The sequence below is a fragment of the Sphingomonas sp. genome (assembly GCF_050725575.1).
Taxonomy (GTDB): domain Bacteria; phylum Pseudomonadota; class Alphaproteobacteria; order Sphingomonadales; family Sphingomonadaceae; genus Sphingomonas.
Map to the genome: position 1 here is coordinate 1 of NZ_JBOHHW010000069.1, position 20,494 is coordinate 20,494.

Here is a 20,494-nt window from a genome sequence, read left to right on the forward strand (position 1 = left end):
CTCAGGAGTGGAAACGGCCACCGCGTGAGTGGGCCGAGGCAAAGACCCAGTTCGCCGTGATCTTCGGCGAGCGGTTCGTCATCTGATGACGAGAACGGCCTCGCGCACAAAATATCGGACAGTCCCGTGGCCGGGCGGCTTTCGCTGGTTTTGTCGATCACCACCAGCACACCGTCCGCCGCAGCGGCCTTCGGAGGAAGCGACAGCGCGAGCGCATAATCGCTGGTGCCGAACGACGGCATCGCGACAAAGCGCAGCCCATCACCATGAAGGGCTCGCAGCGGCGGCAGCCTGGCGAGCAACTCGACGGCGGCACCACGCACATGCGGCTCACCCTCTTCCCGAATAGGCGCTTCATGCGTGCGGCTCCGTTCGACAAGCATTGCGCTGATCTGGCGATGCCGGAGCCACTCCCGCCCGACCACGAAGCCGATCACACCGAGTTCGACGATCACGACGGCGGTGGTCAGATAGCCGATCCGATGAAGCCAGATGACCCACCGCGACGTTGTCCGCACATCTCCTTCCGACATGCCGCTCCCCTTCATCGCGCGCCCTCTCCTGTGCCCACGACAGCGCACGATAGACGCTGGTACGCCCAATGCGGGCGACTGCCACCTCAACTCAGGTCACAGTGGGCCATACCAAAAAACGCCGTCGCCCGGCTCCCAATAATATTCCCGGGACCTTGGCAGGTCTCGTTCGTTCCGCGGAACGTGATACCCCCAGCCGCCGTCGAAATAAGGCTTGATCCAAATATCGACGCCCCATTTATGGACGGTCACGGCCTCCGGCTCGAGGCTGGCGATGACGTGCGGCCATTGGCTTTTCGGAACCTCCACCGATTCCTCAGGAGGCTTGATCGGATACCTCGCCATCAGGGTTAGGGATTCAGTCTTGATCGCTCGCAATTTCACGGGAGCGACAGTTGGCCAGGCACAGCCCCCAAGCAGTGCGAGCATTGCCAGCACAACCAGCGCGACAATCGGGTTTCTCCGCCGGTTCATCACCGAAGCTAAGCACATGGACGGCGTGTCCGCCATGCCGCTCTTGCGGTGATGCGTGCAGCAATCCCCGAACTTCCCACGAACGGACGCCAAAAAGCCTCACGGGAACGGCAAGGTCTTCTAAACCCGCGCCCCGATCTTGCGCGCGCGCAGGTAGAACCAGATCGCAACGAGGACAGCCGCCGGGATCAGCCAGGCGAATGCCCGAGCACCGGCGATATCAGGATCAACGTCACCATGGGACGCAACGGCGGCAACCAGAAGCCAGGCGAAAAACACCGCAACCAGCCGCGACCAGACAGGGGAGTGGATCGTTCTCGTAAAGACGATCTTTTCCAGCAGCAACGCGGCAATGGCAATCACCGCAAAGCCTCCGACAATCAGGCCCAGATATTCCATTGTTCAGAAACCCAAAATTGTTCCTGCGGAGTCAATCATCGAGGCTTGGTTGAGTTCCGGGAAATTTCGGCAACACTTTGCCAAAATTACGAGCTCCCAGCTTCATCCCCGGCTGACCGGCGTCGGTATTCGACCACAAGCACGCGGCACCGGTTTACGCCAAAGATATGCGCGCGCGGCTATTTCACCTCAGCCTTCACATAGATCGGTGCCAGCGCCGCCTGCACCTCAGCCGCCTGGATGATGCTCTCCGGCCGGTCCCACGCCCCGGCAGCGACGAATGCGACGGTCAGGTTGACGTTATGCCCCGGCACGGTCGACAGCCCCGCCGGGGTGCCGTTCATGGTCATCGTCGATGACTGCGTATATTCGTCGTTGCGGGTCACCCGGAAGGCAAGCTTGCCCCGCTCCACGGTGAGTTCGGCGGCGCGCAGCAACGCCATTTCGCCGAGCACGAAGGGGTGCGACTTGCTGCCGTAAAAGGTCACCACCGCGCTCTTTCGGTTCTTCGCCAGTTCCACCGAAAAAAACTTATCGCGCCGGAATTTAACGGCGGAACGATAAGGATTGGCGAGCATGACGTCCTCATGATCGGGCAGATCGGCGATGAACGGCGCCGGATCGAATCCGGCGGCAAAGCGCTCATTGCCATCCAGCCGATAGTCTTTCTCCATCTGCGCCAGCACCGACCTGAGACCCGGATGGCTGCCGGCCGGCAACCTGATGATCGCGGCATGGATCAGTGCCAGGGTGATCTGGCCCACCGGCATTTCCTCCATGCCCTCCAGCCTGGTCGCGGCGCTCTCTGCGTCCCCCTTGCCCAGCACAACCGCCGCCTCGATCAACGGCGACCATTTGTCGAGCACAGCGCGCCGCGCGGCCGGGCTCTCGCTGTTCTGGAAACCGTTCTCGGCGTCGAACGGGTCGGTCACTATCGTACTACTCTCGCGCGCCCGCTCCAGCCATTGATCGGCAAGGTCGGGCCGCCCGGCCATAACGGCGGTGATCACGGCCTGTGCCGTGCGCCCGGCACTCATCTCCGTGGGGGTGGGCGTGCCGGGGTCCACCGGGCTGTTCTGCCAGTCGGTCAGCGCCTCGGCCCATTCGCCCGCCCGCGCCAACATGAGGGCGCGCCCTTCGATGACGTCGGACAGGTTGATGAAGGACTGCCCGAACGCGCCGGGGACCACCGGGGCGTTCTGCCAGTCGGTCAGCGCTTCGGCCCATTCGCCCGCCCGCGCCAATATGAGGGCGCGCCGTTCGATATAATCGCTGTCGAGCCGGACGAGATTATCCCAGCGCGCCTTTTCCCGCGGCGGGATTGTCGTTCGCAAACCGGACATGGAGAAGGCGAACTTCGCAATTCTGGCGTTCCACGGCCGCGCCTGCATTGCGCGGACCGCCTCATCGGCGGCATCCTCGCGCCGTCCCGCCCCGAGATAGGCGATCGCCCGGAGCATGTGCAGGGAAACGCCGAAGCTGCGCGTATAGGCCGCATCGGGGCGCTCGATCGCGGCGATCGCATCGAGATCGGCCAGCGCCTCGCGATGCTGTTTGGCCGCGACCCAGAATTTGGCGCGGGATCTCAGCAATGCCGCGCGCCGCTCCCAACCGGCCTGCGGATCCAGCGCATCGAGCGCCGCGGTGCAGCGTTCGATTCCGACCGACGGCACTGTCCTCGGCGTCAGCGCGCGGGCCGCGGTCGGGCCCATCATGAACTTGGTCGTTCCGGAGACCTGGTTTTCACCGCAGCCCGTCCAGGGGCTGGCGGGTTTGGCCGCCTCTTTCACCTCCGCCATGCTCGCGGTCACGCAAATCGCCGCCGCGAGGACGGCGCTGCCCCAATATCTGTTCATCGATCATCCCCCATGTCCTCCCAGAGATTTGACTGGAGGGCCAAAGTCAAGCGCGGCGCACCCCCATCTCCAGTTGCCCCATCTCCAGTTGCCCCATCTCCAGTTGAAGGAACAGCGCGCCCAACTTCCTCTTGCCCGGCGCGCGCTCCGGCATCCCTTGCATCACCTGCCGGACCTCCGTCGGCGCCAGTGCGATCGCCCGGCGAATTTCCGTTTCCCCGGCGTCGGCTTCGCCGGCCCGGAGCGCGATCGCCTGCGCGGCATAGGCCGCCGGGCCGAGGATGTGGTTGACCTGATGCGGGGTCGCAATCGGATGAGTATAGGCAACCGCGGCAGCGACGGAGGCCGCCCGCGCTGAGGCGGCCGCGGCCGGGTCACCGACCTCGCGCGCCGCGGCGTGCGCCGCCTTCGCTTCGAAGATCGGCAGCGCGCGCTCGGCGCAATCGGCCGCCCAGCGCGCGACAGGGCGCAGGTCTTCGATGGTCAACATCGACTCTTCCAATAACTATCTGATATATAATGAATTATATCATTCCCTCCCTCATCGCAGGCGGCACAAGATATAGGACATCCGGTGTCCCATATCTCTCGCCGTTCGCCATTGACCCTGTGACCGCTCGCCCCCTCTCAGCCCTGTTCCCGGCAACGATTCAACCGAGACACGGGATCTGACATGCCATCGCTTGCCGGCCTTGGTCCCGGCTCGCTCTTTCTAATTGTCGGAAAAAATAGCTGTGCGGCAGCGCCACGCCCGCCCTCACTTCAAGACTCCAAATGCGAACAAGGCAAAGGCCAGGACTCCGAGCGCGCACAAGGCCGCATACCCCGTGGCGATGGCCAGCCAGGCTTCTTTGAATTTCCGGATTTCGCCTCGAAACAGGAATATCAGCGTAACGAACATGGTAAGGGTAAGCGGGGCAAAAATAACAAAACAAAGCCACTGGCTGTTGCTCAAGGGGTCTTTGTCTCTGTGGTTCCCGGACAATCTTTCGACTTCTGCCACAGCGACGGTCTCGGTTATGTCATCGCTCGAGACATTTCTCCGATCGAGCTCAGCCCGGGCGGCCGATATGGCTTCGGCAAGATAGCCATCTTCCTCCTGGGCATGGGCGATCCTGATAAGGCCTTCATCGGGAAGGCCGCCCATCGTTCGCGCAAAATCCCGGTCGCTCATGACATGCCCCAGTCTCGTCCGATGGTCGGATAATCGGAGCTCGCATCAAGCCAATCCATGCTGCGAAGCTGCCTTTTGGAAAGCGGCCTGCTAGGCGTCAGGCTCAACTCGAACATGTGGCACGACATCATGACTTTCCGGAAACAGGCCCTGCTCATCGTCGATGTACAGCCGAGCTTCGCCGTGCCTGAGGGCATGATCAGCGACATCATGGCGCTCAGCCAAAAACTCTACACCATCGCCACGGTCGAACGGCACGACGAGGCGATCACCCCGTTCGAACGGCAGCTCGGCTGGAAACCCGGCCCCGATGACGATGCCCTGGTCCCGGCCGACCGCGTGTTCATCAAACATGGCTATCTGCCGCCGCCCGCGGCGATCGACCACCTCAAATCGCTGGGGGTCGAGCGCGTGCTGGTGTGCGGCGTGCAGGCCGACACTTGCTGCCTCGCCGCCGGCTTCATGCTGTTCGACGCGGGGCTTCACCCGACCTTGCTCAAATGGCTCAGCGTCGGATCGTCGCTCGACCGGTCGGCCGATCTCGGCGCCAATCTCTGGCAGCATCATTTCGGCAGCGTGCTGCACAGCGCCGACGAACTTCAGCTCGACGACTGATCGATCGTCAGGGCGGAAAAACGGCCCGCCCGCCGCTCGCCCGCAAGCGGCGCCGGCGAGCGGACCGTCACCGGCAGGGATTATCCGCCGGCCATCCCGATCGCCTCCCGGATCGCCTGCTCAACCGGCGAATAACCGCCATCAGGCCGGTCGAGGCACAGCGGCTCGCGCGGCAGCAGCGGTGGCTGCGCCATGAAGCGCGGGACCGTGCCGCGATGCGGCTGGGCGGTATGCACCAGGAAGGGATGGCACAGATATACCGTGCCGGCCTCGCCGACCGCCAGCACCTCCGGCCGATGCGCGGAGGCCGCGAACCCGTCAGCGGCAAGCTCGCGCAAGGTCAGCCCCGCCTCACCCGCCGACGCCAGCTGACGGGCGACGTCGCGGTGCGACCCGGCACGGATGCGGGTCGGGGCATCGTCCGGACCGACGTCGGAGAACAGGAACAGCATCAGCAGCGCGCGGCCCCGGCTGCGCAGGTTGACGCGCCATTCCATGAAGTCCGGATGATCGGTCCCAAAGCTGACATCGACATGCCAACCGGCATCGCCAGGCTCATCGGGCGAGGGAAAGCGGACCGGAAACGTCCCCAGCGTGACGCGGGGAATCCAGCGCCCCGGCCCGACCAGCTGATCGAACGCACCGCGCAGCACCGGCGTATTGGCGGCCTCGCGGAACGGCGGCTGGCCGAACTGATCGAGGCGAATGACCGGATGGGTCCAGCTGGCAGGATCATTGGGATCACATCCCGTCGCCTGCCACAGGATGGCCCGCGCCTGCTCGGCGGTCTGTTTGGCAAAGGCATTGTCGAGACGAACAAAGCCGTCGCGGATGAACGAATTTATGTCGGCGGCGCCGAGCGCTCGCACTGGATCGAGTTCCATGAATTTCTCGCAATCATATCAAACGCAAAGGATCGGCAGCACGCGAGCGCTGCACGAAGCAAAGCCGCAATCGGCCTGCTCAGATCAGCGGAAACGCGGCCGCGCGGTTGGAAATGATGAACGTCATGGCCGGGAGTATAATGATGCGTGGATGTCGGTTGCAAGATGGGTGAGCACGGCTCTGCGCTATTTGCTGCGGATCGCCCCATTGCGGACATTACGCCAGTCGATTAGTTTGAGCTCATGACCGATGCGACGAACAGCTATCTGAATCGCCCGGTTGTTCATCTGAGCGCAGCGGGCGTCATCGGTCTGGCGGTCGTCACAATCTGCAATGTCACTTGGGCATTGGCGCGTGGCCTTCCTATCTCCACGCTTTGGGATGCGGCCACTCCCGTGCAAGTGCTGCTTGCCGCCTTTCCCTATATCGTACTTGCCCTGCTCGGAATACGAACACGCAGGTCATGGGTTGTGGGGCTTGTACTGACCACCGCCTTTTGGGGCTTCTACCTTTTTACCACCCTGCAGTCTTACGGAGGTGGTGCGAATATCGGGTTGGGCTTGCTCATGATGCTTTCGCCGCTGGTAATTTTGGCAGCTAGCCTTCTCGCCCCGCTGAGTCTGGCCAGAGGGCAAAGAGGCGACAACATCATCGCCGATTATTGACCGCTTGCTCCCGGTTGGTGCGATCTGTGAGCCCGGGCCGCCAATCACCCGCAGCCCCTCTTGTCATTCCTCCGGCAGCCCACGATCTCCCAGCCAGCAACAGCATCGGCGGCGACGCCCGGAGACACAGCATGCAGCGTTTTGCTCAAAAGACCTTTATCGCTTCTGGTTTGCGCACGCCGTTCGGCCGCGGCGGCGGGGCTCTGGCCGATCATGATGCGATCAGCCTGTCGGTGCCGCTGGTCCAGGCCATGGCCGAAACGGCGCGGCCTGATCTGTTCATCTGGGGCACGGTGATTCCCAGCTTGGGCTGGAGCAATATCGGGCGCGAGATCTGGCTCGATGCGAAGCTCGATCCGACCGTCCCGGCGTTTTCCGCGGTGCTGGCCTGCTCGACCAGCATGGTCGCGGCGTTCGCGGCGGCCGGGTTGCTTGGCGGCAGCACTGACCTGGTGATGGTCGGCGGCGCCGAAGTGATGAGCAATCCGCCGATCGGCCTGAAGCTTGACGCGTCGAAGCGGATCGTGAAGCTGTTTCGTACCAACCCCGGCGAAGCGCTCGCCGCATTGCAGGCGCTGACGCCCGACGATCTGGTCCTGCCGGTCAAGGGCTGGGCCAACCGCATCACCGGGCGGACGATGGGCGACCATATGGAGGAAACCGCGCAAATCTGGGAAATCAGCCGCGAAGCGCAGGACGACTGGGCGCTGAAGAGCCATCAGCGCGCAGTGGCCGGATGGGAAAGCGGCTTTTTCGACGATCTGGTGATTGCACTGCCGGAGATTTCGCGCGACGCCAATCCGCGCGCCGATACCTCGGCGGAAAAGCTCGCCTCGCTGCCGGCCGCATTCGATAAGTCGGGCAAGGGCTCGCTCAGCGCCGGCAACAGCTCGCCGATCACGGACGGCGCGGCGGCGTGCTGGGTCGCGACCGAGGCGGGGCTGGCCAGGCTCCCGGCCGGGACGTTCAATGCCGAGCTGGTCGATCATGAGATCGCCGCGGTCGATCACGGCGTCGACGGGCTGTTGATGGCACCGAGCTTCGCCATTCCGCGCCTGCTTGCACGCCACGGCCTGAAATATGAGGACGTCGCGCTGTGGGAAATCCATGAGGCCTTTGCCGCGCAGGTGCTTGCGAACGTGGCCGCGCTCGAAAAGCCGGGCTGGACCCGCGACCGCGCCGGCGTCGACTTCGATTTCGGTCCCTTCCCCTGGGACCGGGTCAATCCCAATGGCGGGTCGGTCGCGATCGGCCATCCCTTCGCCGCCACCGGCGCGCGCGACCTCAGCCAGGCCGTGAAGGAGCTATGGGCGAAGCCGTCGGGATCGTTCGCGGTGGTCAGTGTCTGCGCCGATGGCGGGCATGGCACGATCGCGTTGCTGCGCCGTCCCTGAACGGTGGCGGGGGGCACAGACGCTCGTCCGAAGCGTTATATCGCCATCTCATAAAAGGCGCCCGCAATGTTGACCGTCACCCAACTCACGCCTCGCGCGCTTGAGATCGTCACCGAAGGCGATGTCACCCGCGAGGATATTCCCCGCGTGATCGAGGAAATTGGCCGCTTCCTCGACACGACCGACCAGTTCGACATTCTTGCCGATGTCCGCGGCGCGCCGAAGGTCGAATTCGGCATGATCGTCGAGGAACTGAAGCACTTGCCCGCGCTGTTCCGCATGGTCCACGCGCTCGACCGTGTCGCGCTGATTGCCGATGAGGGCTGGATCCGTACCGCCGCTGCGATCGAATCCAAGCTTATCCCCGGGGTGGACTATCAGGTCTATACCCGCGCCGAGGCAGCGCATGCACGCGACTGGCTGCTGCGCCACACCGATATCGCGCATGGCTGAACCCATGCTGGCCGGGGATGGCGGCATCGGAACCCGTTCCTTCCCATACTCGTTTTCACCCTGCACACCGTAACGCCCTAAAGACGCCAAGGAGAGGCACCATGTCCGAGCTCAATACGACACTCTGGGAAAAGGAACTGCGCGCGCTGCTCGACCGGCTTCAGGCGCATCCCTCACGCGAGTCGGCGGCGGAGCGGCAGCGCATCGCCGTGCTGACGCACCTGATCGCGGCACGGGGAAAGGTCGCGGCCTGATGGAGGCCGTATGGCGCCTCCGTTCCGGCGTTAGATTGCGAAATCATGGACACTCGGGCGGCGATGGACGTTTCGTCCGCAAGGACGGAACGCCTTATCCGGGGCAATAGGATTTTGCGCTTGGAGCAACCGGCCGTCGGGAACTCCGCCGCTCGCTGATCAAGGTAAACGATCCGTTAATTCGTCCCGCCCCGGCACGCTCGAAAACAGGGGCTGGCGACGCGCGCCGCTTTGCAGGACAGAGTGGCAGATGAACTGGCGAATCCCTCTGGCGGCGGACCGCAAGACCCTGGGCATGCAATTGATTGCCCCGTCGCTGTTCGGCGCCGCCCTGTTCGTCGGCGGCATCGCGCTGATCGCCGCGCCGTCACCGGCGACGACCGCGGCACCGCGTGTCCCCGCCGCAACTGCGATGCCGTCCGCCCCGCCTCCCATCAAGGCAGCGGCGGTTGTGCGTGCCCCGGCTCTGCCTTCCGCACCCGCGCCGATCGACACCCGCTTCGTCGTTAAGCGCATCCTGTCGATCCCTGGTCCGATGCATCAGGGCGATTCCTATTGGGACGAAAGCGGCGCGCCCGCGACCGGGCAGATGGTCGTCACGGTCGACCTCGCCGCACAGACCCTGTCGGTGTTCCGCGCCGGCTATGAGATCGGCACAGCGGTGATCATCTATGGTGATGAGGGGACGCCAACACCGCTCGGCATCTTCCCGATTACGCAGAAGGACGCCGATCACGTCTCCAACCTGTACAATGCGCCGATGCCCTATATGCTGCGCATGACCAATGACGGCATCTCGATCCACGGCAGCAAGGTCGGTGACGGCTTTGTCACGCACGGCTGTGTCGGCATCCCGGTCGCGTTCGCGAAGAAGCTGTTCGGCGCGGTCAAGCTCGGTGACAAGGTGATCGTCACACGCGGCGAAATGCTCAACCTGGGCGATGCCATCACCGCAGCGTGACGCCGACTTCCGATACGCCCGGTTTCATGTAGACCGCTATCAGGAGGTGCGTTCATGGCCAAAGCCAAGAAGAAGCTGCTGCCAAAGGATTTCGAGGCGCTGCTTGAAAGGGGCGATCTGGATGCGCTCAAGGCGGTGTTCGACACGTGCGACATCAATGCCCGTGGCGGCGTATTCAAGCAAACCGCGCCGGCGTTCAACGAGTGTCCCGATGATCTGACGCGCTGGCTGGTCGAGCAAGGTGCCGATCTCTCGGCGGGCGACAACTATGGAGAAACCCCGCTGCATTCGCGGGCAGGACACTGGCAAGGGCATATCGAGATCCTGCTGGAACTCGGCGCGGACATCCATCACGGCGAGAATTTACGCGGCACGCCACTCCATAGAGCGGCGGGATCCTATAATGTCCGTACGGCGCGTCTGCTGATCGAGCATGGCGCGCGGGTCAATGCGCTTAACCGCGAGAAACAGACGCCACTGGTCTATGCCCTGCAATGCTGCAGCAACGCGCAGATCAAGAACATGGCGACGCTGGCAGAGCTGCTCATCGAAGCAAGCGAGCGCCAGGCGCCAAAGCAAAAGGGGCTTCTCTCCGCCGTCTTCGCTTCGAACCGGAAGGATGACGCGCATCGCACGCCGGCCATGAAGGCGTTGGTCACGCGGATTGGCACCGATTTCGAATTTCATCGCGCCGGTTTCAATCCCGACTATGTCGATGAAACCAGCGCCGGGCTCGATAAGCTCTATGCCCTGTTCGACGTGCCGCCTGTCCCCCGCCGCGCCATGCATGACGGCAAATCGCCGATCATCGCCCGAGCTGTACGCTGGGAAGATCGCTTTCAGGAGCTTTGGGAGCTGCTGATCCCCTCAAATGGTGCGGCCGGCACCGTGCAGGGCGAAGTGATCCGCATCTCCGGCAAGATCCGCCGCGAGCTCGACGGCAATGGTGGGGGCAATTGGGACGCCCATTTCAGGAAAATGGCCGACGCCTTTCTCGCGCATGTCGGCACCGGCACTGCACTTTCCGATACCGAACTGGCCGATGCGCGGGCGATTGTCGCCGAGATCAAGAGACGAAATGGCGATACGAACCGGATGTGCGAGCTTGCGGTCAATTGGGTGGCGCTCAATCCCGCGCCCATGAAACTGCCGCCCCCGGACTATGATCGCTAGACCGACACCGCTGGGAAGGCGACCATAGCCAATGGCCATGACCTTCTTCGGCACCCAATCGGACATTGCCCAGGTCTGGCAATGGCTTTTCGACGTGCCCGAGATGAGGCTGTTCGAGGGATATTCACGGCCCGACAAACCCAATCGCTGGTTCGACAGCTGGGACACTGTCTCCCGTTACGTCGATGATGGCGGCTGGACACTCACCGCCTGGCCGCAGAGTGTCGGCGGCCGCCCGCGCATCGAGAGAATAACCTTCACGCCCGAAACGCAGAGAGAATTAGGAGGCAAGGGGCGGACGGTATTGCTCAGTCCTGCCAACATCAGAGTGAACCGCAACAATGATCAGATGGGGTGCCTCGCCGATTCATCGATTACGTGCTGGACCGAAAAGGGCGCGCGCGGCCGGTCGATCTTTCCGGAAGAATTCCTCGATGAGGTGGACTGGGTGAAATTGCGGTCGATCGTCAGCAAGATCCAGCGGCAGATCACCAAGGCCTCGCCAGCCAAGCTTCGCGCCTGTCCGATCATGCCCGATGCGTTCGAAAAGCTCCAGGCGGGCGAGATAAGGATATGGAACTGGGGCGAGGCAAGCAGCTTCCCTTCCCCGCTCATCACGATGACGTGACAACGATGTTATCGCCTCATCTCTCGCGAAATAGGGCTTCGATATTGTTGCCGTCCGGATCGAGGACAAAGGCAGCGTAATATCCGGCGGGATAGCCTCCGGAACGCAAGCCCGGCGTACCATTGTCGCGGCCGCCGGCGTCGATGGCCGCCAGGTGAAACGCCTGCACCTCGTCGCGGCTGACCGCCCGGAATGCGATATGCTGTTTCAGGCCCTGCGGATGGAACACATCGATCCAGAAGATCGGGTAGGTCGCGCCGTAACCGATGCCGCCGATCTCCGCGCCATCGTCAGTGGCCAGCCCACCGGCCATGGTGATGCGCACGATCGGGCGCATTCCCAGGGCAGCCAGCGCCGCATCATAGAATTCCGCCGATCGCCCGATATCGGCAACGCCGATGCCGGTGTGGTCGATCCGCCAGTCATCCATCCCGGCCATCCATCTTCTCGCTAAAACCCGGCCTGCGACAGCTGCGACCGCAGATTTTGCAGCACACGTTCCCCCACCGGCGACAGGTCACGCGCGGGCTTGCCTTCGCGCAGGCGTTTGCGATCCTTTTCCGGCGGCTCGACTGCGCGCACGCGGACCGGCGCTTGTCCCTGCGCTTTCATGCCGAGCATCTCCGCCGCGCCGCGCGACAGGTCGATGATGCGTGGCCCTCGCACGAACGGCCCGCGGTCATTGATCCGCACGATGATCCGCCGCCCGGTGTCGAGCGCCGTCACCTCGACATAGCTGGGCAGCGGCAGCGTGGTATGCGCGGCAGTGATCCAGCCGGGACGGAAACGTTCGCCATTGGCGGTGCGGTTGCCGGATTCATTGCCGTACCAGCTGGCATAGCCCAGCACATCGTAGCGCGGATCGGCGGCTGGCACATAGGTCGTGCCGCGGATCTGATAGGGCTGGCCGATCCTGACCGGCATGTCGCTCACTGGGCGAAAATTGCCGCCGCCACAGGCCGACAGCATCAGCATCGCGGCTGCCACACTCCAGATCCGCGTCGCTCGAAACCCCCGCATGTCCGCGACCCTAGACGGGCCGCGCATCGGCATAAAGCCTCGATTGCCGGGTTCGTCCCGCGCCGTGCACGGGTTCGCCTGGCCGAGGTTGGAGGCAAGCCCTCCCCGCTCCCTAGTCTTCCGCGCCCCCACGCCGCGCCGCGGTCAGGAAATCTTCCACCCAGCGCTCGATCGCTTCAAGTGCCGTCGGGCTGAGGTCGACGAACGACTGGCGCCGGTCGTCGGGGTTACCCGCACGTTGCACCAGACCAAGCACAACCAGCCGGTCGAGCCAACGCAACGCCGTGGTGGGCGGAACGGCAGCGGCGTCGCAAGCACTCGCGACACTGACGCACCGTCCCTCGACGTGCGACACATAGAGATCGAGCAGAATGTCCCAGGCGGGCTCTGCGAAAAGCTCCGCCGGCAGCAATTGGGTACGCCCGCGCCGAGCGCGCAGATACTTGCGCACCATGTCCAGATGATCCAGCGGCCCGCTATCGAACAGCTTCGCGGCTGGCAGCCCCGCCTCGCTCAGTGCCTCGGCCAGGCAGGGAAGATCGCATGGAAGATCAGGGCCCGACGCGGGCTTCGTCGTCAGGCCGCGCCAGTCCATCGCGCCCCGACAGGGCGGGTCGGCCGAGCTCATGAGTGCCGCGCCCCGGCACGGACCGCAACGATGCGCGTGCGGCGCGCCGGTCGATCATGATCCCGGCCACCATTACCAACAGCATCGGCAGGCTCCAGAAAGATTGCATCGCGAAGTACAGCATCGGTTTCAGCTGAACCGGTGCCGCGATCGTCGCGAGATGCGTGGCGATGCTGCCGAGGTGGAACCCGGTCATCCAGAGCGGCCAGAAATGCCGGCTGCGCAGTGACACCCCGACCAGCGCGCCAAGCAGCAGCAGATCGACGCCGAACACCGGAAGCTGCGTGTTCGCCCAGCTTTGTTCGAGATATGATGCCGGGATGCTGAGCAGCGCCGCGGCGATGATGAACAGCGAAATCCATCGTCCGTCTTTCCCGCCGGCAATGCAGGCATAGCCGCAGCTGGCGAATAACAGGATCGTAAATAATTGGCTCACCATCGCCCTGCCCCAACACAGACGTCACGAATGCGTCAAGACGGCGGCTGCGGCCTCCAAGGCTCAGGCGACCGTCGATGGCGTCGGCTCGGTCACCGGCATGGCTCGATCGCTGCCCGTCAACACCTTGCTGGGTGCACCCCAACAACCGAAGCCGACCGGGGCGAGATTGCTCTGGCGCTGGATCACGATCATCTGGCAATGCGCGTTGACCATGTCGCGGCGCCCCGCCAGCATCTTGTCGAACCCGGCGCTGAGCGATTCGAGCAGCTTTTGCTTGGCGCGGGGGTGGAGGTCGGATTTCGCCGTCCCCTCCAGCATCGACGCGGCCACCCGCGCACTGCTCAGCAGCGCATCATCAGTGGCGTGGAACACGGCAACCATGTCGCTCGAAATGACGCGGCCCGCGGCTTCGGTCAAAAAAGTCATGAGAATCTCCTCGCGCCGGAACACGGCACGTTGATAAAATGCGGACGAAATAACGGGTTCGGTGATCAGGACAGCGCTTGAAGGCTCATCCGGATGATCATGATGCAGGCGACAAAGGCCAGCACCGAAAAGAAGGCGATCCGTGCGATCGCCGACAATCGTTGCGAACTGGTCAGGTCATTGTCTCTACCCCCAATGGGCGGGACCAGCCGAGACATGATGTCCTGCGGGCCCCGCTGATGTCGGGGCAATGGATCGGCAACAAATGGCTGAACGGCAAGGGTTTGCGGCTGCCTAGGCAGTTGCTGCCCAGTAGGATCGCTCACCGGATCGGCCGTCGGGTCGCCAGCTTGATCGGTAGCATGCCGCGTGAACAGGCGCGCCGCTTCGGCGCGGCTGCCGGCGCCCAGCGCCTGCGTTGCCGCCAACAGGTGATTGTCGACAGTCGAATAGGAAATGCCCAGCTCGCGGCCAATTTCCTTCGAAGTATAGCCCTGCGCCACCAGCCGGAGGCAATCCTTCTGGCGCAGCGTCAATCTGTCGAACCGCGATTCCGGCATTCCCCGCTATTGCTCCCCCGTCCCTCGCGCCGTTAATCAGGCGGAAGCCGCTGTTAAGCAAGATCAAAGGTGGCAGAATCGCAACGGACACGGATTCCCCGTGTCCGACGCGCCGTGTCAGGAAAGGCCGCCTGCCCGGCTCGATCGGCACCGGGCGATGCCGATCGGCACCCGCCCGGAAAGGTCAATGGGAATAATAGGGCTGCTTGTCGGGCGTCGGCACGACAAACGCCGCGGACATCTCGGTTTCCAGCGTATCGGCGGCCATTTGCAGATAGCAGCCCACGACACCAGCGCCCAGCGTATCGCAGATGGACAACAAGCGATCGATTTCCGCTTTCAGATGATGATGAGCGGGACTTGCCGCGTCGAACTTGGTCATGATCCCGCATAATGCGGTTGCCGGGGTGGTCCAATCACTATTTGATCCGCTTCGGTTTCGACATGCATGTCCATCGACCAAAGCGTGCGCAGCCCGTCAGGCGAGCAAAGGCAGCACAATGATGCACACGATCACGCATTCGATCATCCCGATCGATGCGATGCCGAATCCGCGCACCAGGCCAATGTGCAAATGGCTGGCGAACCAGCGCGCCTGTTGCGTGCCGTACCACAGGAAAGCGATCGCCATCATCGCAAGCGCGGCGCCACCCGACCAGATCCAGTGGCATTGTGCGATGGTTGCCGCAAATCCGACCAGAAAGGCGAAAGGCGCCGCGACATAGCATTGACTATAGAATGGCAGCTTCAGCGTCGCACGCGTGAACCGCGTACCCTGCCGTCGCAACAGGCCAGCCGCCATGATCAGCGGAAAGATGCTGAAAATCGCCAGCCGCATCAGCAACAGACTGGTATCGTCGTCGATCAGCATGGAGACGCCGCGATTGCTTTTCACGATCGGGTTTTCGCCGACCAGCGCCAGCTCGATCAGGTGCGACAGGATCAGGGTCAGCAGCAGGAACAGCGGCGGGCTCAGCGTGTCAGTATATTGTTCCTCCTTACGATCACCCAGTTCGGTGTCGGCATAGTTCATCATCGACTGCGGATGCCGAACGGTTCGCGCCATGGTAATCGGATAGAAGATCAGCCAGCTCATCGCTTCGTAGAGAAAATCATCGAGCGACTTCAGAAATTGCACGAAGTTCATGCGTGGCGCCCTGCATCATGTCCCGACACTGGGGCGCTCTTTGTCGGTGACGGAACGATGCTGGTCCGGTTCATGGCCAGGCTATATCACGACACGTTCCGATCGTCGCCAGTCCCGCAAGATAAGGGTCATACGGCCGGGCCAATTACCCATCAGGTAATCGACGCATCGGCTCCGGCCCTGCATTCCCAACGTGCATTCAACATCAAGCGGAGCACGGCGCATGGCCATCACCTATACGATCATCTTCGATGTCCAGCCTGCGGCGCATGATCGTTTTCTGACACTGTTGACGGACGTGCTTGATGCGATGCGCGCGGAGCCGATGTTTCATCACGCGATGCTCCACCGCGATCCGTCATCGCCGTATCGCTACATGCTCCACGAGACCTGGGAGAGCCATCAGGACGTGCTCGATGTGCAGCTCCAGCGCCCCTATCGCGCCGAGTGGCACGCCGCATTGCCTGAGTTGCTCGCGCGCGACCGCGAGATCTCGGTCTGGAAGCCGCTGCGCCACGACCAACGGGTCGATGCGCAATGAGTATCGCCGACGCCGGGCATCGCCCAATCAGGGCAGTCAACCAATACAGGAGCTGACCAAGCGGTTCAGGAACGATGCGGTTGGCGGATCGTATCATCGTCACAGTCCGATACCCCGGACCCGAGAGGATGAATCATGAAACTATTATATGCAGCCGGCCTCGCACTGGCGATGCTCGGCATGTCAGCCGGCGCCAGTGCGCAATATAATGGCGGCAACCGCGGCGAACAGTCGCGTCAGTCGGAACAATATCGCGACCATGACCGCCGCGAAGTGCGTGGTGACAATCGTCGCTATGACCGCCGCGACCGCCGCTATGACCGTCGCTACGACCGTCGGGACGATCGCCGCCACGACCGCCGGTACAGCCGTTACAATGGCGGCAATCGCTATGGCTGGAACAACCGCCGCGACCATTGCCGCACCGAATGGCGCCATCATCGCCGCGTGCGCATCTGCCGCTGAACGATCGGGGCGGCGGCACAACACCGCCGCCCCGAAACGTCCCGACAGCGGGGACAAGCCCGGCCCACCCGCGGGCAATTCCCTCCCGATTTTTGCGGATGGACGATGATCTCCACTGGCCGCGCCGCACCCGTGCTGGCATCATCGCGGCTACCGAAGAAGCGGCCGGAGTCGGCCGCTCACGGTACCTTCCAGGAGACACCGCATGCCTTACGTCACCACCGCAGACGGCACCGAAATCTTCTACAAGGACTGGGGCAGCGGTCAGCCGATCGTGTTCAGCCATGGCTGGCCGCTCAGCGCCGACGATTGGGACGGACAGATGCTGTTCTTCCAGCAGGCCGGCTACCGCGTCATCGCGCATGACCGCCGCGGCCATGGCCGGTCGAGCCAGACGGCGACCGGCAATGAGATGGACACCTATGCCGATGACCTTGCGGCGCTGTTCGAGCGTCTCGACCTGAAAGACGCGGTGATGATCGGCCATTCGACCGGCGGCGGCGAAGTCGCGCGCTATCTTGGCCGTCATGGCACCGCGCGCGTCGCCAAGGCCGTGCTGATCGGCGCGGTGCCGCCGGTCATGGTCAAGTCCGATGCCAATCCCGGCGGCCTGCCGATCGAGGTGTTCGACGGATTCCGCACGCAGCTCGCCGCCAACCGCGCGCAGATGTACAAGGACGTGCCCTTTCCCTTTTATGGCTATAATCGCGACGGTGCGACCATCAGCCAGGGGATCATGGACCATTGGTGGCTGCAGGGCATGACCGGATCGGTCCTGGCGCACTATGAATGCATCAAGGCTTTTTCGGAAACCGACTTCACCGGGGATCTGAAGAAGATCGATATCCCCTGCCTGATCCTGCACGGCGATGACGATCAGATCGTGCCCTATCAGGACGCCGCCCTGCTGTCCGCCAAGCTGGTGCAGCAGCCGACCCTGAAAATCTATCCCGGCTTCCCGCACGGCATGTGCACGACGCACCCGGAGGTGATCAATCCCGACCTCCTTGCCTTTATCAAGGGTTGATGCCGGTATGACCGATCCGGCCGCCCTGATCGACCGCCTTGCGCTGGCGCGGCACCCCGAGGGCGGCTGGTACCGCGAAACGATGCGCCAGCCCGCGCCCGATGGCGGGCGCGGGCTGGCCACCGCGATCCTCTATCTGCTGGAAGACGGGCAACGCTCGCACTGGCACCGCGTCGATGCCGCCGAGCTCTGGCTGTGGCACAGCGGGTCGCCGTTGACCCTGCTGATCGATGACGGCACCGCCAGCGAGCATCTGCTGAGCGGCGACGCGCCCCAGGCGATCGTCCCGCCGCATGCCTGGCAGTCGGCGGAGGCGCGCGCCGGCTGGGCATTGGTCAGCTGCGTGGTGACGCCGGCATTCGACTTTTCGGGCTTCGAGCTTGCCCCGCCGGGCTGGACACCACGTTAGAGCCGAGCACCAACAGACCAGCGGCCCTCCGGGCTGGACGGCGAGAGATATGGGACACCGGAAGTGTCGTATCTCTCGGGCTATCGCCTCGGCGGGATATCGCCCCCCAAATCGCGCCTATCTCAGACCATGCTTCGGTAAGAGGCTGGAGATATGGGACACCGGTAGTCGCATATGTTCGGCCACCATCCGGTGAAACCGGCCGAATAATATTCGTTATATATCAGATACTTGATATAAATCTTGCGCTCTGGCCATTACCGGGCGCGGAGAATTGCGGGTGTCGAAGCTTTACTGGGCCCCGCTTCGCAGCGCCTCGATCTCGCGGTCGATGATCCGTTCCAGCGCCTCGACCAGCGGTTCCATCGCCAGGTCGCGGCGCATCATGCGGTGGTGCATCAACCCCAGCGACATGGTCGCGATCAGATCGGCAACGACCTCGCGCGCAGGCACGTCGTCTTTTCCCTCCGACAGGACCTCAAGCGCATCGAGCGTCTTGCCGCGCACATCGTCATGGATCGTGGTGAAGATGCCGGCGATGCGTTCATTGCGCGCCGATTCCGCGATGATCTCGGCAAACAGGCGCGCACCGTCCTCGTCGCCGCGCTCGTCCTGCGGATTGACGAAATGGCGGAGCCATTCGCGCACCCCGGGTTTGTCGCGATGGTCGATCGCATCGCGCAGCGTCTCGGCATCCATGAAACTGACGCAATCGTCCTGTACAATCGAGACGACGATGTCTTCCTTGCTGGCGAAATCGCGATAAATCTGGCCAACCGCGACCCCCGACATGGCCGAGATCTGGGCGACGCCGGTCGCGTGAAATCCGTGGTCAATGAACAGCGCCCGCGCACAGTCGAGTATCTTACGGCGCCGGATCTCCGCCCCTCTCGGCTCTCTCGCCACAAGGTCTACCAAATTCATTGCCTCGAACTTCTCCTAAAGCCTTGACGCCGCCAGAGCCTTTGCAGTAGCGGCCCCGACGGAGAGTGAACGATCACTCACATACCCAACTCCGGTAGGAATGGCATGGTTTTTTTTCGCTACGCGGCCCCCCTGATGGTTTTGACGCTGAGCGCCTGCGGCCAGGCGCCGCAGCAGCCGCAGCCCGGGCCTGCACCCGTGGGTGTCATCACGATTCGCGAGCAGGCGGTCAGGCTGACGAGCGAATTGCCGGGCCGGACCGCAGCGTTCGAGACATCGGACGTACGGCCGCAGGTCAATGGCCTGATCCAGGCGCGGCTGTTCCAGGAGGGCGACCTGGTTCGCGCCGGCCAGCCACTCTATCGCATCGATTCCGCGCCTTATGCCGCGCAGGTCGCCAATGCGAGCGCGGCGCTGCGCCGTGCTCAGGCGGCGATCGCCTCGACCCGCGCGCTGGCGCGACGCTATGCCGAACTGGTCAAGATCAACGCCATCTCGCGGCAGGATTATGAGAACGCCGTGACCTCTGCGGATCAGGCCGCGGCGGATGTCGGGGTGCAACAGGCCGCGCTGCGCACCGCGCAGATCGATCTGCGTCGCAGCACGATCACCGCGCCGATCTCCGGCCGGATCGGGCGCTCGATCTACACCACCGGTGCGCTGGTCACATCCTCGCAGGCGGATGCGCTCACCACGATCCAGCGGCTCGATCCGATCCATGTCGATGTGACTCAGGCCAGCGCAGACGTGCTGCGCCTGCGCCAGCAGGTAATGGCCGGCCAGGTCTCGGCCGGCGGCGACGCACGGGTCCGGTTGAAGCTGGAGGACGGCTCGACCTATCCGATCGAGGGCACGCTGAAATTCACCGATGTGTCGGTCGATCCGACCACCGGGTCGCAGACGATCCGTGCCGTGTTCCCCAACCCGCGCGGCCTGTTGCTGCCGGGCATGTATGTCCGCGCCGAACTGGTCGAGGGCACTCAGACCCAGGCGATGCTGGTGCCGCAGCGTGCGGTCAGCCGCGACGAAAAGGGCAATCCGACCGCTTTGGTCGTCGGCGCCGGCGACAAGGTCGAGATGCGCCAGCTGAAAACCAGCCGCACGATCGGCGATAGCTGGCTGGTGACCTCGGGCCTGAAATCGGGCGATCGCGTGATCGTCGAGGGCGGCCAGATGCTGCGTCCGGGAATGCCGGTGAAGCCGTCGCCCTGGAACCCGAACGCCCCCGCAAAGCAGCCCGCCGGCGCCCCTGGCGCCCCCGCAGCTCAGGCAAAGTAAAGACTCATGGCCCGCTTTTTCATCGATCGCCCGATCTTCACGTGGGTGATCGCCATCATCCTGATGCTTGCGGGCATATTGGCGATCCGCACCCTGCCGATTGCCCAGTTCCCGACGATCGCGCCGCCCGCCGTCTCGATCACCGCGACCTACCCGGGCGCCGATG

30 protein-coding genes are annotated in these 20,494 nt (G+C 63.5%); 14 read left to right on the forward strand and 16 right to left on the reverse strand.

All coding sequences use genetic code 11. From position 1 onward, the window contains the following. From ACRECS_RS25655 to ACRECS_RS25680, 6 genes are all read right to left on the reverse strand, one after another. A partial coding sequence (locus ACRECS_RS25655; protein ID WP_431585810.1) for a hypothetical protein occupies positions 1 to 548 on the reverse strand: 548 nt, incomplete at its 3' end. Between the two features lie 81 nt (positions 549 to 629). Then, positions 630 to 1,043 carry a hypothetical protein gene (locus ACRECS_RS25660; protein ID WP_431585811.1) on the reverse strand — a complete coding sequence of 138 codons (414 nt, stop codon included), beginning with the start codon at positions 1,041 to 1,043 and terminating at the stop codon, positions 630 to 632. 84 nt (positions 1,044 to 1,127) lie between these two features. Then, complete coding sequence (locus ACRECS_RS25665) at positions 1,128 to 1,406, reverse strand: hypothetical protein (RefSeq protein WP_431585812.1); 279 nt, start codon at positions 1,404 to 1,406, stop codon at positions 1,128 to 1,130. A 179-nt stretch (positions 1,407 to 1,585) separates the two neighbouring features. Further along, entirely contained in the window at positions 1,586 to 3,262 is a 1,677-nt protein-coding gene (locus ACRECS_RS25670; protein ID WP_431585813.1) for a hypothetical protein, read from the reverse strand. A gap of 46 nt (positions 3,263 to 3,308) precedes the next feature. Further along, the gene (locus ACRECS_RS25675) at positions 3,309 to 3,752 is read right to left on the reverse strand and encodes a putative immunity protein (RefSeq protein WP_431585814.1); all 444 of its coding nucleotides are present in this window, start codon (positions 3,750 to 3,752) and stop codon (positions 3,309 to 3,311) included. Between the two features lie 267 nt (positions 3,753 to 4,019). Next, entirely contained in the window at positions 4,020 to 4,436 is a 417-nt protein-coding gene (locus tag ACRECS_RS25680; RefSeq protein ID WP_431585815.1) for a hypothetical protein, read from the reverse strand. 129 nt (positions 4,437 to 4,565) lie between these two features. On the opposite strand from ACRECS_RS25680, the gene ACRECS_RS25685 reads away from it, so the two are divergent. Further along, positions 4,566 to 5,051, forward strand: coding sequence for a cysteine hydrolase family protein (locus tag ACRECS_RS25685; RefSeq protein ID WP_431585816.1), 486 nt, complete (start codon positions 4,566 to 4,568; stop codon positions 5,049 to 5,051). A gap of 80 nt (positions 5,052 to 5,131) precedes the next feature. On the opposite strand, the gene ACRECS_RS25690 is transcribed toward ACRECS_RS25685, so the two are convergent. Further along, a complete protein-coding gene (locus ACRECS_RS25690) occupies positions 5,132 to 5,935 on the reverse strand; it encodes a phytanoyl-CoA dioxygenase family protein (RefSeq protein ID WP_431585817.1) in 804 nt (267 codons plus the stop codon). Positions 5,936 to 6,178: 243 nt separating this feature from the next. On the opposite strand from ACRECS_RS25690, the gene ACRECS_RS25695 reads away from it, so the two are divergent. From ACRECS_RS25695 to ACRECS_RS25725, 7 genes are all read left to right on the forward strand, one after another. Continuing rightward, positions 6,179 to 6,601 (forward strand): hypothetical protein, encoded by a 423-nt coding sequence (locus ACRECS_RS25695; protein WP_431585818.1) that lies wholly within the window; start codon positions 6,179 to 6,181, stop codon positions 6,599 to 6,601. A gap of 131 nt (positions 6,602 to 6,732) precedes the next feature. Further along, complete coding sequence (locus ACRECS_RS25700) at positions 6,733 to 7,995, forward strand: acetyl-CoA C-acyltransferase (RefSeq protein ID WP_431585819.1); 1,263 nt, start codon at positions 6,733 to 6,735, stop codon at positions 7,993 to 7,995. Between the two features lie 66 nt (positions 7,996 to 8,061). After that, positions 8,062 to 8,448: an STAS/SEC14 domain-containing protein gene (locus ACRECS_RS25705; RefSeq protein ID WP_431585820.1), complete on the forward strand. Its 387-nt coding sequence runs from the start codon at positions 8,062 to 8,064 to the stop codon at positions 8,446 to 8,448. Positions 8,449 to 8,549: 101 nt separating this feature from the next. Further along, positions 8,550 to 8,702, forward strand: coding sequence for a hypothetical protein (locus tag ACRECS_RS25710; RefSeq protein WP_431585821.1), 153 nt, complete (start codon positions 8,550 to 8,552; stop codon positions 8,700 to 8,702). A 250-nt stretch (positions 8,703 to 8,952) separates the two neighbouring features. Further along, complete coding sequence (locus ACRECS_RS25715; RefSeq protein ID WP_431585822.1) at positions 8,953 to 9,663, forward strand: L,D-transpeptidase family protein; 711 nt, start codon at positions 8,953 to 8,955, stop codon at positions 9,661 to 9,663. Positions 9,664 to 9,717: 54 nt separating this feature from the next. Beyond that, positions 9,718 to 10,836, forward strand: a complete 1,119-nt coding sequence (locus tag ACRECS_RS25720) for an ankyrin repeat domain-containing protein (RefSeq protein WP_431585823.1) — start codon at positions 9,718 to 9,720, stop codon at positions 10,834 to 10,836. Positions 10,837 to 10,867: 31 nt separating this feature from the next. Next, positions 10,868 to 11,464 (forward strand): hypothetical protein, encoded by a 597-nt coding sequence (locus tag ACRECS_RS25725; RefSeq protein ID WP_431585824.1) that lies wholly within the window; start codon positions 10,868 to 10,870, stop codon positions 11,462 to 11,464. 16 nt (positions 11,465 to 11,480) lie between these two features. On the opposite strand, the gene ACRECS_RS25730 is transcribed toward ACRECS_RS25725, so the two are convergent. The 8 genes from ACRECS_RS25730 to ACRECS_RS25765 all read right to left on the reverse strand — a co-directional run bounded on the left by ACRECS_RS25730 (position 11,481) and on the right by ACRECS_RS25765 (position 15,684). Further along, on the reverse strand, positions 11,481 to 11,903 hold the full coding sequence (locus tag ACRECS_RS25730) for a VOC family protein (protein WP_431585825.1): 423 nt from the start codon (positions 11,901 to 11,903) through the stop codon (positions 11,481 to 11,483). 11 nt (positions 11,904 to 11,914) lie between these two features. Beyond that, the gene (locus ACRECS_RS25735; RefSeq protein WP_431585826.1) at positions 11,915 to 12,484 is read right to left on the reverse strand and encodes a septal ring lytic transglycosylase RlpA family protein; all 570 of its coding nucleotides are present in this window, start codon (positions 12,482 to 12,484) and stop codon (positions 11,915 to 11,917) included. Between the two features lie 112 nt (positions 12,485 to 12,596). Then, on the reverse strand, positions 12,597 to 13,112 hold the full coding sequence (locus ACRECS_RS25740) for a hypothetical protein (protein ID WP_431585827.1): 516 nt from the start codon (positions 13,110 to 13,112) through the stop codon (positions 12,597 to 12,599). Continuing rightward, the gene (locus tag ACRECS_RS25745) at positions 13,036 to 13,548 is read right to left on the reverse strand and encodes a hypothetical protein (protein WP_431585828.1); all 513 of its coding nucleotides are present in this window, start codon (positions 13,546 to 13,548) and stop codon (positions 13,036 to 13,038) included. Before ACRECS_RS25745 ends, ACRECS_RS25740 begins: the two co-directional genes overlap by 77 nt. Before the next feature lie 63 nt (positions 13,549 to 13,611). Next, positions 13,612 to 13,977: a hypothetical protein gene (locus tag ACRECS_RS25750; RefSeq protein WP_431585829.1), complete on the reverse strand. Its 366-nt coding sequence runs from the start codon at positions 13,975 to 13,977 to the stop codon at positions 13,612 to 13,614. Positions 13,978 to 14,042: 65 nt separating this feature from the next. Further along, positions 14,043 to 14,513: a LuxR C-terminal-related transcriptional regulator gene (locus ACRECS_RS25755; RefSeq protein ID WP_431585830.1), complete on the reverse strand. Its 471-nt coding sequence runs from the start codon at positions 14,511 to 14,513 to the stop codon at positions 14,043 to 14,045. A 208-nt stretch (positions 14,514 to 14,721) separates the two neighbouring features. Then, positions 14,722 to 14,919: a hypothetical protein gene (locus tag ACRECS_RS25760; protein WP_431585831.1), complete on the reverse strand. Its 198-nt coding sequence runs from the start codon at positions 14,917 to 14,919 to the stop codon at positions 14,722 to 14,724. Positions 14,920 to 15,015: 96 nt separating this feature from the next. Beyond that, complete coding sequence (locus tag ACRECS_RS25765; RefSeq protein WP_431585832.1) at positions 15,016 to 15,684, reverse strand: hypothetical protein; 669 nt, start codon at positions 15,682 to 15,684, stop codon at positions 15,016 to 15,018. Between the two features lie 223 nt (positions 15,685 to 15,907). Here ACRECS_RS25765 and ACRECS_RS25770 point away from each other — a divergent pair, with 223 nt between their 5' ends. The 4 genes from ACRECS_RS25770 to ACRECS_RS25785 all read left to right on the forward strand — a co-directional run bounded on the left by ACRECS_RS25770 (position 15,908) and on the right by ACRECS_RS25785 (position 18,126). Next, a complete protein-coding gene (locus ACRECS_RS25770; protein WP_431585833.1) occupies positions 15,908 to 16,225 on the forward strand; it encodes a putative quinol monooxygenase in 318 nt (105 codons plus the stop codon). A 135-nt stretch (positions 16,226 to 16,360) separates the two neighbouring features. Continuing rightward, a complete protein-coding gene (locus ACRECS_RS25775; protein ID WP_431585834.1) occupies positions 16,361 to 16,690 on the forward strand; it encodes a hypothetical protein in 330 nt (109 codons plus the stop codon). A 205-nt stretch (positions 16,691 to 16,895) separates the two neighbouring features. Further along, the gene (locus ACRECS_RS25780; RefSeq protein WP_431585835.1) at positions 16,896 to 17,717 is read left to right on the forward strand and encodes an alpha/beta fold hydrolase; all 822 of its coding nucleotides are present in this window, start codon (positions 16,896 to 16,898) and stop codon (positions 17,715 to 17,717) included. A 7-nt stretch (positions 17,718 to 17,724) separates the two neighbouring features. Next, the gene (locus tag ACRECS_RS25785) at positions 17,725 to 18,126 is read left to right on the forward strand and encodes a cupin domain-containing protein (RefSeq protein ID WP_431585836.1); all 402 of its coding nucleotides are present in this window, start codon (positions 17,725 to 17,727) and stop codon (positions 18,124 to 18,126) included. Between the two features lie 291 nt (positions 18,127 to 18,417). Here the strand turns inward: ACRECS_RS25785 and ACRECS_RS25790 are convergent, their stop codons facing one another. Then, positions 18,418 to 19,050, reverse strand: coding sequence for a TetR/AcrR family transcriptional regulator (locus tag ACRECS_RS25790; protein WP_431585837.1), 633 nt, complete (start codon positions 19,048 to 19,050; stop codon positions 18,418 to 18,420). A gap of 135 nt (positions 19,051 to 19,185) precedes the next feature. On the opposite strand from ACRECS_RS25790, the gene ACRECS_RS25795 reads away from it, so the two are divergent. Together ACRECS_RS25795 and ACRECS_RS25800 are read left to right on the forward strand one after the other, a co-directional pair. Beyond that, positions 19,186 to 20,328 (forward strand): efflux RND transporter periplasmic adaptor subunit, encoded by a 1,143-nt coding sequence (locus tag ACRECS_RS25795; RefSeq protein ID WP_431585838.1) that lies wholly within the window; start codon positions 19,186 to 19,188, stop codon positions 20,326 to 20,328. Positions 20,329 to 20,334: 6 nt separating this feature from the next. Continuing rightward, the coding region (locus ACRECS_RS25800) for an efflux RND transporter permease subunit (RefSeq protein ID WP_431585839.1) at positions 20,335 to 20,494 on the forward strand (160 nt) is incomplete at its 3' end.

Bases quoted from the DNA above. Each gene is read 5' to 3' on its own strand.
- ACRECS_RS25690 (WP_431585817.1), bottom strand. From the start codon at position 5,935: ATGGAACTCGATCCAGTGCGAGCGCTCGGCGCCGCCGACATAAATTCG.
- ACRECS_RS25680 (WP_431585815.1), bottom strand. From the start codon at position 4,436: ATGAGCGACCGGGATTTTGCGCGAACGATGGGCGGCCTTCCCGATGAA.
- ACRECS_RS25750 (WP_431585829.1), bottom strand. From the start codon at position 13,977: ATGACTTTTTTGACCGAAGCCGCGGGCCGCGTCATTTCGAGCGACATG.
- ACRECS_RS25775 (WP_431585834.1), top strand. From the start codon at position 16,361: ATGAAACTATTATATGCAGCCGGCCTCGCACTGGCGATGCTCGGCATG.
- ACRECS_RS25660 (WP_431585811.1), bottom strand. From the start codon at position 1,043: ATGGCGGACACGCCGTCCATGTGCTTAGCTTCGGTGATGAACCGGCGG.
- ACRECS_RS25685 (WP_431585816.1), top strand. From the start codon at position 4,566: ATGACTTTCCGGAAACAGGCCCTGCTCATCGTCGATGTACAGCCGAGC.
- ACRECS_RS25735 (WP_431585826.1), bottom strand. From the start codon at position 12,484: ATGCGGGGGTTTCGAGCGACGCGGATCTGGAGTGTGGCAGCCGCGATG.
- ACRECS_RS25785 (WP_431585836.1), top strand. From the start codon at position 17,725: ATGACCGATCCGGCCGCCCTGATCGACCGCCTTGCGCTGGCGCGGCAC.
- ACRECS_RS25725 (WP_431585824.1), top strand. From the start codon at position 10,868: ATGGCCATGACCTTCTTCGGCACCCAATCGGACATTGCCCAGGTCTGG.
- ACRECS_RS25700 (WP_431585819.1), top strand. From the start codon at position 6,733: ATGCAGCGTTTTGCTCAAAAGACCTTTATCGCTTCTGGTTTGCGCACG.
- ACRECS_RS25675 (WP_431585814.1), bottom strand. From the start codon at position 3,752: ATGTTGACCATCGAAGACCTGCGCCCTGTCGCGCGCTGGGCGGCCGAT.
- ACRECS_RS25765 (WP_431585832.1), bottom strand. From the start codon at position 15,684: ATGAACTTCGTGCAATTTCTGAAGTCGCTCGATGATTTTCTCTACGAA.
- ACRECS_RS25720 (WP_431585823.1), top strand. From the start codon at position 9,718: ATGGCCAAAGCCAAGAAGAAGCTGCTGCCAAAGGATTTCGAGGCGCTG.
- ACRECS_RS25705 (WP_431585820.1), top strand. From the start codon at position 8,062: ATGTTGACCGTCACCCAACTCACGCCTCGCGCGCTTGAGATCGTCACC.
- ACRECS_RS25710 (WP_431585821.1), top strand. From the start codon at position 8,550: ATGTCCGAGCTCAATACGACACTCTGGGAAAAGGAACTGCGCGCGCTG.
- ACRECS_RS25665 (WP_431585812.1), bottom strand. From the start codon at position 1,406: ATGGAATATCTGGGCCTGATTGTCGGAGGCTTTGCGGTGATTGCCATT.
- ACRECS_RS25740 (WP_431585827.1), bottom strand. From the start codon at position 13,112: ATGAGCTCGGCCGACCCGCCCTGTCGGGGCGCGATGGACTGGCGCGGC.
- ACRECS_RS25780 (WP_431585835.1), top strand. From the start codon at position 16,896: ATGCCTTACGTCACCACCGCAGACGGCACCGAAATCTTCTACAAGGAC.
- ACRECS_RS25770 (WP_431585833.1), top strand. From the start codon at position 15,908: ATGGCCATCACCTATACGATCATCTTCGATGTCCAGCCTGCGGCGCAT.
- ACRECS_RS25670 (WP_431585813.1), bottom strand. From the start codon at position 3,262: ATGAACAGATATTGGGGCAGCGCCGTCCTCGCGGCGGCGATTTGCGTG.
- ACRECS_RS25790 (WP_431585837.1), bottom strand. From the start codon at position 19,050: ATGAATTTGGTAGACCTTGTGGCGAGAGAGCCGAGAGGGGCGGAGATC.
- ACRECS_RS25760 (WP_431585831.1), bottom strand. From the start codon at position 14,919: ATGACCAAGTTCGACGCGGCAAGTCCCGCTCATCATCATCTGAAAGCG.
- ACRECS_RS25695 (WP_431585818.1), top strand. From the start codon at position 6,179: ATGACCGATGCGACGAACAGCTATCTGAATCGCCCGGTTGTTCATCTG.
- ACRECS_RS25730 (WP_431585825.1), bottom strand. From the start codon at position 11,903: ATGGCCGGGATGGATGACTGGCGGATCGACCACACCGGCATCGGCGTT.
- ACRECS_RS25715 (WP_431585822.1), top strand. From the start codon at position 8,953: ATGAACTGGCGAATCCCTCTGGCGGCGGACCGCAAGACCCTGGGCATG.
- ACRECS_RS25795 (WP_431585838.1), top strand. From the start codon at position 19,186: ATGGTTTTGACGCTGAGCGCCTGCGGCCAGGCGCCGCAGCAGCCGCAG.